General features: G+C 66.8%; 14 protein-coding genes, 7 tRNA genes, 1 other RNA gene and 1 pseudogene. 6 read left to right on the top strand and 17 right to left on the bottom strand.

Features of this window, described 5'->3' with window-relative positions; genetic code table 11:
• Positions 1 to 52 precede the first annotated feature (52 nt).
• On the bottom strand, positions 53 to 373 hold the full coding sequence (locus N8888_RS04060; protein WP_010483846.1) for a YbaB/EbfC family nucleoid-associated protein: 321 nt from the start codon (positions 371 to 373) through the stop codon (positions 53 to 55).
• A 6-nt stretch (positions 374 to 379) separates the two neighbouring features.
• A pseudogene (gene dnaX / locus N8888_RS04055) lies at positions 380 to 2,376 on the bottom strand (DNA polymerase III subunit gamma/tau).
• A gap of 150 nt (positions 2,377 to 2,526) precedes the next feature.
• Here dnaX and N8888_RS04050 point away from each other — a divergent pair.
• Positions 2,527 to 2,619 (top strand) — tRNA-Ser (locus N8888_RS04050).
• A 266-nt stretch (positions 2,620 to 2,885) separates the two neighbouring features.
• Here the strand turns inward: N8888_RS04050 and N8888_RS04045 are convergent.
• Entirely contained in the window at positions 2,886 to 3,203 is a 318-nt protein-coding gene (locus tag N8888_RS04045) for a DMT family transporter (protein ID WP_053519073.1), read from the bottom strand.
• Positions 3,204 to 3,503: 300 nt separating this feature from the next.
• Between N8888_RS04045 and ffs the strand changes: the two genes are divergently transcribed.
• Positions 3,504 to 3,600, top strand: an RNA gene (ffs, locus tag N8888_RS04040) — signal recognition particle sRNA small type.
• A 76-nt stretch (positions 3,601 to 3,676) separates the two neighbouring features.
• Here the strand turns inward: ffs and N8888_RS04035 are convergent.
• Genes N8888_RS04035 through N8888_RS04025 form a run of 3 tightly spaced genes read right to left on the bottom strand, consistent with a single transcriptional unit; the run spans position 3,677 to position 5,579 of the window.
• Entirely contained in the window at positions 3,677 to 4,066 is a 390-nt protein-coding gene (locus N8888_RS04035) for a nuclear transport factor 2 family protein (protein ID WP_263177708.1), read from the bottom strand.
• Entirely contained in the window at positions 4,063 to 4,830 is a 768-nt protein-coding gene (locus tag N8888_RS04030) for an MBL fold metallo-hydrolase (RefSeq protein WP_065175949.1), read from the bottom strand. Before N8888_RS04030 ends, N8888_RS04035 begins: the two co-directional genes overlap by 4 nt.
• On the bottom strand, positions 4,830 to 5,579 hold the full coding sequence (locus N8888_RS04025) for a 3-deoxy-D-manno-octulosonic acid kinase (RefSeq protein ID WP_263177706.1): 750 nt from the start codon (positions 5,577 to 5,579) through the stop codon (positions 4,830 to 4,832). Before N8888_RS04025 ends, N8888_RS04030 begins: the two co-directional genes overlap by 1 nt.
• Before the next feature lie 20 nt (positions 5,580 to 5,599).
• On the opposite strand from N8888_RS04025, the gene N8888_RS04020 reads away from it, so the two are divergent.
• The gene (locus N8888_RS04020; RefSeq protein WP_111187162.1) at positions 5,600 to 6,646 is read left to right on the top strand and encodes a glycosyltransferase family 9 protein; all 1,047 of its coding nucleotides are present in this window, start codon (positions 5,600 to 5,602) and stop codon (positions 6,644 to 6,646) included.
• Between the two features lie 46 nt (positions 6,647 to 6,692).
• Here N8888_RS04020 and N8888_RS04015 read toward each other — a convergent pair whose 3' ends face one another.
• Both N8888_RS04015 and N8888_RS04010 read right to left on the bottom strand, forming a co-directional pair.
• A complete protein-coding gene (locus N8888_RS04015; protein ID WP_053519062.1) occupies positions 6,693 to 7,097 on the bottom strand; it encodes a DUF6165 family protein in 405 nt (134 codons plus the stop codon).
• Positions 7,098 to 7,230: 133 nt separating this feature from the next.
• Positions 7,231 to 7,321: transfer RNA gene (locus N8888_RS04010), tRNA-Ser, on the bottom strand.
• A gap of 162 nt (positions 7,322 to 7,483) precedes the next feature.
• Here N8888_RS04010 and N8888_RS04005 point away from each other — a divergent pair.
• On the top strand, positions 7,484 to 8,188 hold the full coding sequence (locus tag N8888_RS04005) for a PP2C family protein-serine/threonine phosphatase (protein ID WP_053519060.1): 705 nt from the start codon (positions 7,484 to 7,486) through the stop codon (positions 8,186 to 8,188).
• A gap of 35 nt (positions 8,189 to 8,223) precedes the next feature.
• On the opposite strand, the gene dnaQ is transcribed toward N8888_RS04005, so the two are convergent.
• Genes dnaQ through N8888_RS03990 form a run of 3 tightly spaced genes read right to left on the bottom strand, consistent with a single transcriptional unit; the run spans position 8,224 to position 10,070 of the window.
• Positions 8,224 to 8,955, bottom strand: a complete 732-nt coding sequence (gene dnaQ / locus N8888_RS04000) for a DNA polymerase III subunit epsilon (protein ID WP_053519058.1) — start codon at positions 8,953 to 8,955, stop codon at positions 8,224 to 8,226.
• Positions 8,956 to 8,959: 4 nt separating this feature from the next.
• The gene (rnhA, locus tag N8888_RS03995) at positions 8,960 to 9,412 is read right to left on the bottom strand and encodes a ribonuclease HI (RefSeq protein WP_053519056.1); all 453 of its coding nucleotides are present in this window, start codon (positions 9,410 to 9,412) and stop codon (positions 8,960 to 8,962) included.
• A 13-nt stretch (positions 9,413 to 9,425) separates the two neighbouring features.
• Positions 9,426 to 10,070 (bottom strand): methyltransferase domain-containing protein, encoded by a 645-nt coding sequence (locus N8888_RS03990; RefSeq protein ID WP_053519054.1) that lies wholly within the window; start codon positions 10,068 to 10,070, stop codon positions 9,426 to 9,428.
• Positions 10,071 to 10,081: 11 nt separating this feature from the next.
• Here N8888_RS03990 and gloB point away from each other — a divergent pair, with 11 nt between their 5' ends.
• Positions 10,082 to 10,846 carry a hydroxyacylglutathione hydrolase gene (gene gloB, locus N8888_RS03985; RefSeq protein ID WP_053519052.1) on the top strand — a complete coding sequence of 255 codons (765 nt, stop codon included), beginning with the start codon at positions 10,082 to 10,084 and terminating at the stop codon, positions 10,844 to 10,846.
• Positions 10,843 to 12,048 (top strand): lytic transglycosylase domain-containing protein, encoded by a 1,206-nt coding sequence (locus tag N8888_RS03980; protein WP_065182465.1) that lies wholly within the window; start codon positions 10,843 to 10,845, stop codon positions 12,046 to 12,048. The genes gloB and N8888_RS03980 overlap by 4 nt, the downstream gene beginning before the upstream one ends.
• Before the next feature lie 99 nt (positions 12,049 to 12,147).
• On the opposite strand, the gene N8888_RS03975 is transcribed toward N8888_RS03980, so the two are convergent.
• The 6 genes from N8888_RS03975 to N8888_RS03950 form a co-directional block, all read right to left on the bottom strand.
• Positions 12,148 to 14,103: a peptidyl-prolyl cis-trans isomerase gene (locus tag N8888_RS03975; protein ID WP_263177705.1), complete on the bottom strand. Its 1,956-nt coding sequence runs from the start codon at positions 14,101 to 14,103 to the stop codon at positions 12,148 to 12,150.
• Between the two features lie 130 nt (positions 14,104 to 14,233).
• Positions 14,234 to 14,310: transfer RNA gene (locus N8888_RS03970), tRNA-Asp, on the bottom strand.
• A gap of 107 nt (positions 14,311 to 14,417) precedes the next feature.
• Positions 14,418 to 14,494: transfer RNA gene (locus N8888_RS03965), tRNA-Asp, on the bottom strand.
• An 87-nt stretch (positions 14,495 to 14,581) separates the two neighbouring features.
• A tRNA-Asp gene (locus tag N8888_RS03960) sits at positions 14,582 to 14,658 on the bottom strand.
• 84 nt (positions 14,659 to 14,742) lie between these two features.
• Positions 14,743 to 14,819: transfer RNA gene (locus N8888_RS03955), tRNA-Asp, on the bottom strand.
• 26 nt (positions 14,820 to 14,845) lie between these two features.
• Positions 14,846 to 14,920, bottom strand: a tRNA-Val gene (locus N8888_RS03950).
• Positions 14,921 to 14,924: the final 4 nt, after the last annotated feature.

Here is a 14,924-nt window from a genome sequence, read left to right as displayed (position 1 = left end):
CTGGCTTTGTGGGTGTGCGCGGCACCCGGCAACGCGGGCGCCGCGCCGATGATCAGAACGGCAGCTTCATGCCCGGCGGAAGCTGCATGCCGGCGGTAGCCGAGCCCATCTTCGACTTCGATTCGGCATCGATCTTGTTGGAGGCATCGTTGAACGCTGCGGCGATCAGGTCTTCCAGCATCTCCGGGTCACTGGCCAGCGACGGGTCGATGCGCACCTTGCGGCACTCCTTGGCACCGGTCAGCGTCACGCTGACCATGCCACCGCCGGCACTGCCGGTCACTTCGATCCTGGCGATTTCTTCCTGGGCCTTCTGCAGGTTCTCCTGCATCTTCTGGGCCTGCTGCATCAGTTGGGCGATGTTGCCGCGCATAGTGTCTTACTCGTCAAAAGAACGGATGGAATCGGAAACGATCCGGGCGCCGTGTTGCTGGATCAGCACCTGCACTTCCGGATCGTCCATGAAAACAGCCTCTGCCACCTGTTGCCGCTCGCCGCGCTGGCGATCGGCGCGCTGGTGCAGGGTCTCGGCCGGAACGTGTTCGGTTTCCACGGTCTCGACCACGATCTTCAGCGCGTGCCCCAAGGCCTTTTCCAGCATTTCGCCAAGAGCGGCCAGCGCGCGTTCCGAGCGCAGGTACTCAAATCCGGGCGAAAGCCCCAGTTTCAAGGTCCCCTGCCGGCAGGAGATGAAGGCGGCATTGGCCGCAAGCTGCCGTGAAGGCCCGCTCAGGCCGCTGTTGGCGACCAGGTCCAGCCAGTCTTCCGCTGTCGCCAGCTCGCCGATGTCAGCCCGCGCGCCCGTCTCCGCCGACGCGACGGGCGCAGGTGGAGCGATGACGATGCCCTCGGAACGGAACGGACGCTCGGGCGCGGCCGATGCAGCGACCGGGGGCGACGCCTCAGGCCAGGGCGCGACCATGGCCGCGTCCGGCGTGGCGACATCCGCAGCCAGTGCCTGGTCGCGGGCCTCGGCCTCGTCCGTGGCCCACGGCGGAAGATCATCGACGGCCACCGGCACCGGGATGCCGTCGGCCTTGACCGGCGGCGGCGACACCGGTTCTTCGACCGGAACCGGCTTCGGCTCAGGCGCCGGATCAGGTTCGGGTTCGGGCGCCGGCTCGGGCTCCGGGTCGGGTTCGCGTGGGGCGGTCTGCGCAGGCACGCGGGCCGGGATCGCGGCAGCGGCGGCCACCGGGGCCGTTTCCTGGCTGCCAGCACCCGCCCCACCACCGGGCATCGCCCCCCGGCGGCACCGCCGGCGGCATCCACCGAACGCGGCACCGGCGGCACCGACGCTGCCGGGCGGAACGCCAGCATGCGCAGCACGGCCATTTCAAAGCCCGCGCGCGGGCTCGGCGCCAGCGACAGGTCGCGACGGCCGTTCAGGGCCATCTGATACCAGAGCTGCACCACCTCCGGACGCAGCCGCCCGGCGAACGCTGCCGCGTCCAGGCCTTCAGCCGCGGCGGCAACACCGGGTACCAACTGCTGCACCTGGATGCGATGCAGGCCTTCGGCCAAGGCCTCCAGCACGCCACTCCAGTCGGGCGAGAATTCCGCCAGTGCCGCCACCACCTGCAACAGGCGCGACCCGTCACCTTCGGCGAGGGCATCGAGCATCGCTGCCACCTGGGTGCGATCGACGGTCCCCAGCATGGTGCGCACCACATCGTCGCGCAGCGCACCACCGGCGTAGGCGATGGCCTGGTCCAGCAGCGACAGACCGTCGCGCAAACTGCCGTCGGCGGCCTTGGCCAGCTGCACGATGGCACTGCCGTCGGCTTCGATTTCCTCGGCCGCCAGGATGCGGGTCATCTGGCCCTGGATCTGGTCCTCATCCAGGCGCTTGAGGTTGAACTGCAGGCAGCGGCTGAGCACGGTGACCGGCAGCTTCTGCGGATCGGTGGTGGCCAGCAGGAACTTGACGTGCTCCGGCGGCTCTTCCAGCGTCTTCAGCAGCGCGTTGAACGCCGCCTTCGAGAGCATGTGCACTTCGTCGATCAGGTAGACCTTGTACTTGCCGCGCGAGGGCATGTACTGCGCGTTCTCGATCACCTCGCGGACGTCATCCACGCCGGTATTGGACGCGGCGTCGATCTCCAGCAGGTCGATGTAACGACCGGCATCGATGTCCAGGCAGGCCGGGCACTGGCCGCACGGATCGGCGCTGGTGCCCTGCTCGCAGTTCAGCGACTTGGCGAAGATGCGCGCGATGGTGGTCTTGCCCACACCGCGGGTACCGGTGAACAGGAACGCGTGGTGGACCCGGCCACTGTCCAGCGCATTGCTGAGCGCACGGACCACGTGTTCCTGGCCCACCAGCTCGGCAAAACGCTTCGGACGCCACTTGCGGGCAAGGACGAGATAGGACATCAGGCCACCGTCTTCCATCGGATGCTCCATTGTGCCACGCCTGTCCATCCCCCTCCGCCTGCGACGCGCCCTGAATGGGTGCTTGTGTCCTGCCGCGCCGCCCGCTAGAATCTGCGCCCCTGCTGAGGCGTTTGCCGATGGCAGGGATCCGGAGAGGTGTCCGAGTGGTTGAAGGAGCACGCCTGGAAAGTGTGTAAGCGTCTAAACCGCGCTTCGGGGGTTCGAATCCCCCTCTCTCCGCCAGATGAATGAAAAAGCCGCCCAACGGGCGGCTTTTTTATTTGTCTGGTGGAGAGCATCGGGGTGAGACGCCTCGCCGGGGTTCGACGGATCTGCAGGAGCAGATCCGGACCGCCGAAGGCGGGTCCCGAAGCGCAGCGCGCGCAGGGATCGGGTGCAGGGATGCACCCGACAATCCCCCTCTCTCCGCCAGATGAATGAAAAAGCCGCCCATCGGGCGGCTTTTTTATTTGGTGGGCAGTCGGTTGTCCAGGAAACTGCCCCCAGCCTCAACTGCTGGACAGCTTCATCAGCACCAGCCCCGACACGATCAACACCGCCGCGCCGATCCGCATCGGGCTGACCTGTTCACCCAGGAACACGATGCCGACCACGAAGGCACCGACCGCGCCGATGCCTGTCCAGATCGTGTAAGCCGTTCCCAGCGGCAGGCTGCGCATGGCCACGGCCAGCAGCCAGAAACTGGCGATCATGCCGGCGAGAGTGACCAGGGTGGGAGTGAGCCTGGTGAAGCCTTCCGATTGCTTCATCGACACGGCCCAGACGATTTCCAGCAGGCCAGCGAACAACAGATAGATCCAGGCCATGACGGCCCTCCTCTTGGCAGGGCCAGGCCGTCCTGGTCATTGATTCCCGATGCGGGGGAGGTCGTTCCTCCTGGCCCGGGATTCTAGCAACGCCCGCGCCGCCCGGCCGCGAATACGCGCCGCGGGTTACAGCAGATTCAGCGCATGGCGCTGGCGTCGATACGCATGCCTGCGCTAGAATGCGCGCCTGCCATCGGCCAGCCGATGTGCAGTCCGGCTGTGGTCTCCGGCGCACCCTGCGCTGCTTCCCCTGATCCGTGAACAGGCCGCCTCCGGGCGGCCAACGTCTCTATGGTGGCCCCGTCGGCCCCTCGCGACGCTAGGTCGAAAACCCCGCCAGGGCCGGAAGGCAGCAACGGTATCGATCGACGCGGGCGCCGAGGTCAGCCGGCGGGGCCATCGCCTTTCTGGCAGTGCCGCGCTCTGGTAAGAGGTCAACCCTGGTTGGCCCCCTCGCCGGGCGTGGCCCGGCGCTACCGTGCTTCGGGCGTCCCTTGATGGAATACCACCCGCCATCCCTGCCCATGCCTGCGCCACAACGAACTGCGCAGCACCCAGCGCTGCGGCTGGCCATCCAGGTGGTAGCGGCTGCGATAACGCACCTGGGCCAGGTCTGGTGTCAGCAACGAGACGGCGTACTGCTCCGATTCGATCTGCACCTGCGCCCGCTCCAGCGGAATCTCCGCCAGCGCAGCCGCACGGCCGTAGCACTGGCCGGAGCTGCCGATCTCGCTGAAATCCTCATCCAGCAGTTCCGACAGCCGCGCGCGATCACCACGGACCTGCGGGGTGTGCAGCGCGCGTTCCAGATGTTCCAGCTCGGCCGCCAGCGCCGCGTCGGCAGGCTGGCCAGAGGTATTCACGGCGGATCCTGCGCCAGCACGTGCGGCGCGGTCGGGGTTGCCAACGGCACGCACTGGCCTGGCTGTGCCACGCGGTGTCCGCGCGCGGCCAGCGCAGCACCATCGGCCACGCTGGCGTAGTGGTACAGCATCATCCGCGCCTGCAGCTCAGCGCTGTACTCGCGCTCCAGATCATCGACCCCGGTATGCGATGGATTGCCGTGCAGGCCGCAGTCGTGGGCGATCAGCTCGTTGTCACTGGCGTACCGTGCCAGCATCTCCGGGATCGGCCGGGTATCACCGCTCCAGGTCAGCGCGCCCTGCAGGCGCAGCCCATAGGCGGTCTCCGGCCAGTGGTGGCGTGCCGGGAATACTTCCAGGCGCACGCCTTCATGCCAGAACGCGTCGCCGACCACGACCAGCTGGAACGCATCCCAGAAGTTGGCACCGCCCTCGGCCAGCACATTGGGGTAATCGCCGATGCGCCTGTGCAGCAGCGGCACCACGGTGGCCGGCACATACAGGCGCACCTTCCCACGCCGCTGCGCGTTGAAGTAGGTATCCACGAACAGCCGCTCGAAACCGGCCACATGGTCCAGGTGGACATGCGTGATGAACAGCGCCTGCGGCATGTGGCCGTAGTGCGCCTTGAAGGCGGTCAGGCCTTCCCCGCCACAGTCGATCGTCAACCACGGCCGCCCTTCGCGCTCGATCACCGACATCGGTGATCCCAACTCGACCGCCGACGCATTGCCGACGCCGAGGAAACGCAACGACCAGTCCATCAGGTGCCCCGGTTCCAGGCCATGTCATAGGCGCGGCGCAGCCGCGCGTAGTCCTTCTGCACGTCCTCTACGCTGCGCTCGCCGCGCAGCTTGATCAACGAGCGCAGCAGGCGCTTGAGGTTGCGCTCCCGCCAGGCGGTGGCTGGAATGCGGATGACGCCACGATCGAAGTCGATCAGCCAGCCATGGCCGTTGCTGTCGAACAGGATGTTGTGCGCGTTGAGGTCGGCATGGTCCAGGCCGGCACGGTGGAAGCGGGCGATCAGCCGACCGGTCTCCTCCCACGGCGCGCCACGTCCGGCAACCAGCGCGCGGTCGGCCAGCGAACGCACCCCTTCGATCCGTTCCATCAGGATCGCCGCCCGGTAGCGCATGCCCTGCCGCATGTAGAAAGCCGCCACCGGCCGGGGAACCGGCAGCTTCAGCGCGCGCAGGGCCCGCATCAGCCGGAACTCGGCAAAACTGCGGGTCCGGTCGGCGCCCCGCCACAGGTACTGGTCGTGGCTGATCCTGGCCACCAGGCCACCGCGCAGATAGTGGCGCAGCACGCTGGGGCCGAACGGCGCGTCGACGAACCAGGCGCTGCCACGCCCCCCCTCGCCCACCGGCCGGGCCCGGCTGCCCCAGTGCTGGGGAGCGAACAGGCCGATGTCGGCTTGCCGCAGGCGCTCGCGGTCGAACAGAATGGCCCCGATGCCGCGACCCTCGCGGCATGGCGTCAGCGCTTCATTGGCGTCGAATGCGACCATTTCTTTGAGTCTAACAACACATGGCATCAGCGTCCTCATCCTTGTGCCTTCTGCGCCTGTCCGCACTCGGCGATGTCACCCACGTGGTGCCCCTGGTGCGTACGCTGCAGGCCGCACGCCCGGACACGCCGATCCACTGGATCATCGACAAGGCCGGGCAGAAGCTGCTCGAGGGTCTGCCGGGCGTGACCTTCCATGCCTACGACAAGAAGAGCGGCATGGCCGGCGTCAAGGAGCTGCGCAAGCAGCTGCCACCGGGGCGCTTCGAGGCGCTGCTGCAGATGCAGGTGGCCTTCCGCGCGAACCTGCTGTCGGCGTTCATCCCGGCCGAACGCCGCATCGGATACGACCGCAGCCGCTCGAAGGACCTGCATGGGTTGTTCATCAACGAACGTATTCCGGACCGCCCCGGCATCCACGTGCTGGATGCGATCGGCAGCTTCTGCGAGCCGCTGGGCCTGCACCAGACCGACGTGAGCTGGGACCTGGCCGTGCCGCAGTCCGCCTTCGAGTGGGCCGCGGCGCAGTGGCAGGATGATGGCCGGCCGGTACTGATGATTTCGCCCTGCTCCAGCCACGTCCGCCGCAACTGGTACGCCGACCGCTACGCGGCCGTCGCCAACCATGCCACGCAGCGCGGCTGGCAGGTGGTGCTGTGCGGTGGCCGCAGTGAACTGGAACGCAGCATGGCCGACGCGATCCAGGCCCAGCTGCACACGCCGGCACTGGACCTGGTCGGCAAGGACACGCTCAAGCAGCTGCCTGCGCTGCTGGCACGCGCCAATCTGGTGATGACACCCGATTCGGGACCGATGCATATCGCCAATGCCATGGGAGCGAAGGTGCTTGGCCTGCACGCGGCCAGCAACCCGCACCGCAGCGGCCCGTATTCGGATCGCCGCTATTGCGTGGACCGCTATGACGACGCCGCACGCAAGTATCTCGGCAAGCAGGCCGCCGACCTCAAGTGGGGCACCAAGATCGAGTTCGATGATGTGATGGAACTGATCACGGTCGAGGACGGCATCGCCGCCTTCGAACGTTACGTGACCGACCACCTCACCTGAGTCGATGGATCATCGGTAGCGCCGGGCCACGCCCGGCGGATCCATCTCACCCGCGCTGTGCGTAATCCTGGTACGACTTCTCTTCCACGTAGGCAGAGCCCAGTGCCAGGTTGATCGCCTTCTTGATGCGCGCACGCTCGTCGTTGCGCAGATACACACTGCGTGCAAGGTCGATGAAGCCCTGGTCGAACGCCTGCGCCTTCTCCTTCAGGCGGATGTCGTCCTCGATGTCCCACAACTGCTCGTTGACGGCCTTGAGTTCACCGCGCAGCTTGGCGATGTCCTTGACCGCGGCCGGGTGCGCCATCCAGGTCTGCTCCAGCGCCGACAGCTCCTTGCGCACGTTGGCCAGCTTGCCCTCGTCGCTGATCCGCTCGGACTTGATCTGCAGGATCGAAATCTTGTCGAGCAGTTCGCCAAAGGACACGGGAACGAGGATTTCAGCAGTCATGGGGGAGCTCCAGCAGGTGATGCGTACATGTTAACCCGCAGCACCCCGAGGGGAGATCCATTGCCGCCCCGCAACGCGCGCGGCCAGCCGGACAACGAAAAAAGCCGCCCGGGGGGCGGCTTTCTTCTTCATCTGGCGGAGAGGGGGGGATTCGAACCCCCGAGGCGCTATAAACGCCTGCCTGATTTCGAGTCAGGTACATTCAACCACTCTGCCACCTCTCCGGGTGGTCCCCGGCGAACCGGGGACGCGCATCATACGAGGAAGTGAGGCTGCCGACAAGTCTCCTGGGGCCTGCGGCGCAATTTTCCTGCCGCCATGCCTTGCCGGATGCCGGTCACGCCGTGATGATGCCCTCTCCCCCGCGCTACTCCGCCCCGCACACCATGATCGAATTCGGACATCTCACCCATCCCGGCCTGCGCCGCGAGCTCAACGAGGACACCTATTACGGTGACAGCGAGCTGGGCGTGTGGCTGGTGGCCGATGGCATGGGCGGGCACGCCTGCGGCGAGGTCGCCAGCGCGCTGGCGCGCGAAGCCATCGTCCGCGAGATCCGCCGCGGCGCGTCGCTGGAGCAGGCCATCCGCACGGCCGACGAAGAGATCATCCGCGCTTCGCGGCGACGCAACGATACGCTGCCGATGGGCACCACCGTGGTCGCCGCGCGCGTGCAGGGCAATCGCTACGAAGTGGCCTGGGTCGGTGACAGCCGGGCCTACCTGTGGCGCGACGGCCAGCTGGCCCAGCTCAGCCAGGATCACAGCGTGGTGCAGGAACTGGTCACGCAGGGCAACCTGACCGCGGAGCAGGCGCGCGCGCATCCGCACCGCAATGTGGTCACCCAGGCGCTGGGTGTGACCGATCCGGCGCACCTGAACGTGGCCACCACCCGTGGCGAACTTCGTCCCGGCATGCAGCTGCTGCTGTGCAGCGATGGCCTGACCGAGGAAGTCGATGATCGTGGCATCGCCCGCACGCTGGCCTTCGACGACGCCAGCGCACAGGAATGCGTGGATACGCTCGTCGCCGCCGCGCTTGATGGCGGCGGCCGCGACAACATCAGCGTGATCCTGGTCCGCTGCCACTGAGCCAGCGGACCGCAGGCGCGCCCTGCGCCGAGGGTCTACGCGCTGGCGGGCTCTTCCACTTTCGGGCCGTCCCACAGCGCGTGACCGGCCTTCTTGCGCAGGCGTTCCAGTCGCGCGGCGTGCGCTTCACGTTCCGATGCGGTGGCGACCACGCGCGGACGCGGCAGCAGCTTGGCAGCATCGAACGCCTGCAGCACCGCGCCACCCGCGCCGGCCTCGTCCTCGCCCAGACCGAAGCCGATCTCTTCCTGCCCTGACGTCAGCGCGATGTAGACATCGCCCAGGATCTGCGCATCGAGCAGGCCGCCGTGCAGTGCACGGTGCGAATTGTCCACGCCCAGCCGCTTGCACAGCGCGTCCAGCGAGTTGCGCTGGCCCGGGAAACGCTCGCGCGCCATCGCCAGGGTATCGATCACGGTGCAGCGATCAGTGATCTTCCCGTACTGCGGCCCCAGCAGGGACAGCTCGTTGTCGAGGAAGCCCAGGTCGAATGCCGCGTTATGGATGATCAGCTCGGCACCGTCGATGAACGCCAGGAACTCATCGGCGATCTGCGCGAACTCGGGCTTGTCGGCCAGGAAGTCCAGGGTCAGGCCGGTGACCTCCTGCGCGCCCTGTTCGAACTCACAGTCCGGCTTGATGTACTGGTGATAGTTGTTGCCGGTGGGGCGACGCTTGAACAGCTCCACGCAGCCGATTTCGACGATGCGGTTGCCCTTCTTCCACTCCAGGCCGGTGGTTTCGGTATCGAGAATGATCTGACGCATGGGCTCAGTTTACCGGGCTGGCATCGCGGATCTGGATGGCGGCATTGCGCGCCAGCGTATCGACGCGTTCATTGTCCGGATCGCCGGAATGCCCCTTCACCCAGCGCCAGTCGATCTGGTGCCGCAGCGTGGCCGCATGCAGCCGCTCCCACAGCTCGCGGTTCTTCACCGGATCACCGCCGGCGGTCTTCCAGTTCTTGCGGATCCAGCCCGGCATCCATTGGGTCAGGCCCTGCCGCACATACTGGGAGTCGGTGAACAGCACGATGTTGCAGGGCTCGGTCAGCGCCTCCAGGCCGGAAATGGCCGCCATCAGTTCCATCCGGTTGTTGGTGGTATGCGCTTCGCCGCCGCTCAGTTCACGCTCGTGGTCCTTGTAGCGCAGCAACGCGGCCCAGCCGCCGGGACCGGGATTGCCGAGGCAGGATCCGTCGGTATGGATTTCGATGGTTTTCAATACAGCTCCAGAATCAGGTAGCAACGGTGCCATGCCAGCGCACCGGCAGCGGTGTCGGCCCGGGCAGGGCCAACGTACGTTTTTCGGCATGGAACAGGCAGGCCGCGCGCAGCGGGGCCCAACCCCCGCGGCCACGACTGCCGGCGCCCTGCCAGAGCGGGCCCAGGTAGCGCATGTCGTCGCAGTCCAGCCCGTGACGACCCAGCAGCTGGCGGATCCGCTGCGGCGTACGCACCGTCAGGCCATGCTGGCGCCAGTGGGTGCGGAACGGACTGAACGGATTAAGGCTGCTCAACCACAGATGGCCGCCGGGCATCAGCACCCGCTCGCACTCGTCAAGCAGCTGGTCGGCATCAGCGGCCGTCACGTGCTGCAGCACGATGGCATTGACGCTTTCGGTGGCCAGCGGCAGCGGCAGACCGCAGCACGCATCGCCGGCATAGCGGCCGCCATTGCGGTACAGGCGCAGGCCGCGCCCGCCCGGCTGCGCATCTTCCAGCCAGGCAGCGCTCGGCGCGATCCACATCCAGGGCTGTGCGGGCAGCACCGACAGCTGTGGCAACAGCAGTTGCCGCTCCAGCACGCGCAGGGCCGCCGCCGGCTCGCTGTCGAACCACGGGGCCAGGCTCGCTTGACGGGTGCTCTGCAGCGCGGGCATGGTCCAATTCTATGCGACTGACTGCCCTGCCCGCATTTGCGGACAATTACATCTGGGTGCTGATCGATGATGAAGGCGCTGCCATCGTCGTCGATCCCGGTGATGCCGCGCCGGTGCTCGCGCTGGCCGAACAGGGCCTGCGCGTGGATACCATCCTGCTGACCCACCATCACGACGACCACATCGGTGGCGTGCCGGCCCTGCGTGCCCGTTTTCCCGGCGCGCGGGTGGTCGCACCGGTGGAGGAACGCATCACCACCGCCACCGAACGCGTCGGCGAAGGTGAACGCGTTCAGGCACTGGGCCGGACGTTCCACGTACTATCCGTGCCCGGGCATACCCGCAGCCACATCGCGTTTCACACTGCTGAACATCTTTTCAGCGGAGATTCGTTGTTCAGCCTGGGCTGTGGACGCCTGTTCGAAGGTACGCCGTCCCAGCTGCTGGCATCGATGCGCACGCTGGGTACCTTGCCTGCACGACTGCTGCTTTGTTGTGCCCATGAGTACACCGTGTCAAATGCCGTCTTCGCGCGGCATGTCGACCCCGCCAACGCTGCCCTGCGGCAGCGCCAAGAGGAGGCTTTGGCCATGCGCCGCGATGACCGTTCCACCCTGCCGGTAACCCTGGCCAACGAACTGGACTGCAATCCGTTCCTGCGTGTGCACACCGCGCCGATCCGCGCGGCGGTGTCGGCGCACCTGGGGCGCGACGTCGTTGACGATGTCGATGTCATGGCCGGTCTCCGGCATTGGAAAGACGGCTTCCGCGCATGATGCGCCGAAGTCTGCCGCTGGCCCTGGGCATCGCTCTGGGGCTGGCTGGAACCGCAGGCGCGCAGTCGCTGGGCGCTGGCATCGGCCAGAATCTCACCGCCGCTGCTGCGTTGCCCCTGGACGCCTCTTCGCTGCCACCTGCATCGGTGCGCAATGGCCAGGAGATCTTCTCCAGCTTCCGCGATGGCCTGGCTGAACCCACCTGCGACGCCGAGGCCACCAGCCCGCGCTGGCAGAAGCAGTTCGCGCACGCCCCTTCGCGCCTGGCCAACCAGGATGACGATGCACTGGTCCTGTTCGGCTATGTGGTCGAAGAACTGCGCAAGGCCAACCTGCCGACCGAATTCGCGCTGATTCCCTTCGTGGAAAGCGGCTACCGGCCCAATGCCCGCAATGGCAGCGGACCGACCGGGTTGTGGCAGTTCATCGCCACCACCGCCCGCAACCATCGCGTGCCGATGGCCAACGGCTACGACGGCCGCCTGTCGGCGGTGGATTCGACCCAGGCCGCGGTGCGCTACCTGAAAACCCTGCACGGCATGTTCGGCGGCGACTGGCGGCTGGCCACCATGGCCTACAACGCTGGCGAATATCGCGTGCTGCAGGCGCTGCGCAAGGCAGGCATGAATGCGCAGAACGCCACGCCATCGGCCCTGCCCGGACTGTCGCCGGTCACCTATGCCTACGTCGAGAAGCTTCACGCCCTGGCGTGCGTGCTGGAAGACGTGGAAGAACAGCCGGGCGTCATGGCCTCGCTGGACCGCACCGTGCCGGTGCTGAAGGATCATGCCCTTCCGGCCGGCACCAGCGTCCAGCAGTGGGCCGCCCAGCGCTCACTGGACCCGGCACGCATCGCCCGCCTGAATCCCGCCCTGGCCGCCGGTGGCCGCCCCACGGGCACCACCCGGGTGCTGGCCCCTGTCGCAGCGGCGACCGCCGACGTGGTGGACAGCACGACGGCGCTGGCGGCCTCGGTTTCGCCCGCCTCTGCCCCCGCTGCCTCGCCAGCGCCGCAGGTTGCCCGCACCGTCGCCGCCGCTGTCGACCGTCCGCGCAGCCGTCGGCATACGGTGCGCAACGGCGAGTCGGCCTGGACCATTGCCCGTCGCTACGGCATGCCGGTCAAGGCGCTGCTGTCGCTGAATGGCCTGAGTGGCAGCAGCGTGCTCAAGCCGGGCGCGGTGCTTCGTCTGGAAGACTGACCGGCGCACAGCAGCACCGCGCGATCCTCCTGCTACCGGGCACCCGCCCACGAAAAAGGCCCGGCAATGCCGGGCCTTTACGTTCTGCCCGCCGTGGGCTTACAGATTCGCTTCGGTGGTCTGCACCACGAACTTCTTGCGCATCGCGTCGATGTAGGCCTTGGCTGCGGCCATGCCGTCGATCTGGCTCAACTGTTCCTTCAGCTGCTTCTGCTGCTCGGCGGTCACGTCCTTGATGTCGCCCGGATTGACCTTGTTCACCGCGAACACCAGCGCACGGCCGTTGACGTCGACCTTGCCGTAGGTCGGCTTGCCTGCGGTGGGTACCGGCGCGCTGAAGATCGCGCTGTTGATTTCCGGGGTCGGCACCGGCTGGCCACGCGGCAGGCCCGGCATCGGGCTCAGCTGCAGCTTTTCGCTGGCAGCCAGCGACTGCAGGGTGGCACCGCCCTTCAACTTGGCCAGCAGCGCTTCGGCCGCCTTGTCGCTGGCCTGGCGCTGGCGGTCGGCACGGATCGCGGCGATCACCTGCTCGCGGGCCTTCTCCAGCGGCAGCGCCTGCTCCGGCGTGTGGGCCGCGACGCGGATCACGACGCTGTGGTTGGTGGCGCCTCCCAGGGCGATCGGATCGCTGGCGGTCCCGTCCTGCACCAGCACGTCCGAGAACGCGGCGCGCAGCACGGCCGGGTCGCTGGCGATGCCGCTGGCGGTAGCGCGGGTGATCGGTCCCAGGGTCTGCAGCGGCAGCCCCACTTCCTTGGCTGCGGCAGCCAGGTCGCTCGGGCTCTTGTTGATGGCATCGACCAGACGGCCGGCCAGCTCGTTGAAACCGCGCTCACCGTCGGCCTTGAGCTGTTCGGCGGCCAGCGTATCGCGCACGTCCTCGAACGACTTGCCTTCGCCGCCGCGTACCGCGGCCACCTTGATGATGTGGTATCCGTATTCGGTCTTGACCGGACCGATCACGTCGCCGGCCTTGGCCGCGAACAGGGCGTCTTCAAACGGCTTGACCATCGCGCCACGCTCCACCCAGCCCAGGTCACCGCCCTGGTCCTTGGAGCCTGGATCCTCGGAGTTGGCCTTGGCCAGGGCTGCGAAGTCGGCACCGGCCGCCTTTGCCTCGGCCGCCAGCTTGTTCGCCTTGGCCTCAGCACCGTCGCCGGTAATCAGGATGTGGGCGGCCTGGCGCTGCTCCGGAGAGGTGAACTTGGCCTTTTCTTCCTCGTAGCGCTTGCGCAGGGTGGCTTCGTCGGCCGGCGTCGGCGCCGGCAGGTTGGCACCGTTGACCTCGACATACTCCAGCGAAACGGTTTCGGCCTGGCGGAAATCCTTGCCATGGCTGTCGTACCACTGCTTGATCTGCGCATCGGTCACCGGGGCCGTGTCAGCCGGCACCGGCGGCAGCGCAGCCAGCTCGACATCACGGGTTTCGCCCAGCAGCTTCAACAGGCGTTCGGTCTCGGCCTGGGTGACAAAACCGGAGTTCTGCAGTCCGGCCGGAATCACCGACTGCTGCAGGCTCTCACGCACCAGTTCCTGGAACTGGGTCGGAGTACGCGGAGGATTGCCGCCGGCCAGCGCCAGGCGGTAGCTGTTTTCGTTGAACTTGCCATCCGGCCCCTGGAACGCCGGCATGGACGTGATGTACTCGCGCACGGCGCCATCGCCAATCACCACACCCGCCTGCTCGCCGACCAGGCGCACGACCTGCTCGTCGATCAGCTGATCCAGGACCGCCAGCTTGTTCTCGGTGCTTTCGAACGCGCGCGGGTCGAAGTTGTCGCCCTGCTGCTGGCGCTCACGCATGCGCTCCTGCTCGAAACGGGTGCGGAAATCCTGCGCGCTGATCTCATGGTGCTGCCACAGCATGCGTACCGGCCACCACGACGGCGCGGAACGCCACCAGGTCGGCGGTGCGGAAACCTTGGCCACGTTCTGTGCGCCAACGCCACCCAGGTAGCTGTTGTCGATCACGAACAGGAACGGAATCATCAGCAGCCCCAGGATCACGGTGACGATCCAGCCTGAGGTCTTGTCGCGGAGTTTCTGCAGCATGGTGAGGAATCACAAGGCCTGATTGGCGAGCCCGGCAGTGTAACCCGCTTCGTCGCAGGGACCAAAAACGCCAAGGGCGACATGCGCGCAAAGAAAAAGCCCCCGGCATTCGCCGAGGGCTTTTGAAAGTTGGCGGAGCGGACGGGACTCGAACCCGCGACCTCCGGCGTGACAGGCCAGCATTCTAACCAGCTGAACTACCGCTCCGCGCTTGAAACTTTGCAGGCGCCCAGTATATCCGAAGACACCCTGGAAACCCAGCCCGATGAACACTTTTTTCAAAGTTTTTTCACGGGGACTTAAGAACTTCGCAATGGCGGAGCGGACGGGACTCGAACCCGCGACCTCCGGCGTGACAGGCCAGCATTCTAACCAGCTGAACTACCGCTCCGTGCTTGCGACAACCCTTCTGCCTTCGTCCCGGACAGGCCGGGGAGAAGACAAGGCCCCCAGCTTTGGGCCGGGGGCCTCGATGTAATGGCGGAGCGGACGGGACTCGAACCCGCGACCTCCGGCGTGACAGGCCAGCATTCTAACCAGCTGAACTACCGCTCCGCGTTGTACTGCTTGTGTTCTCTTCCCGATCAGGATCAGGGAGAAAACAAAGCCTCCAGCTTTTGGCCGGAGGCCTCGTTGAAGTGGCGGAGCGGACGGGACTCGAACCCGCGACCTCCGGCGTGACAGGCCAGCATTCTAACCAGCTGAACTACCGCTCCACACTCAAACTTTTACCGCGGTGCTGTGGTGGGTGCTGAGGGTTTCGAACCCCCGACCCTCTCCGTGTAAAGGAGACGCTCTACCGCTGAGCTAAGCACCCCAGC

The sequence above is a fragment of the Stenotrophomonas maltophilia genome (genome assembly GCF_025642255.1).
In the GTDB taxonomy this organism is placed as follows: domain Bacteria; phylum Pseudomonadota; class Gammaproteobacteria; order Xanthomonadales; family Xanthomonadaceae; genus Stenotrophomonas; species Stenotrophomonas maltophilia_P.
The sequence above is the reverse complement of the archived record's forward strand: the minus strand, read 5'-3'. Positions and strand labels throughout refer to the sequence as shown.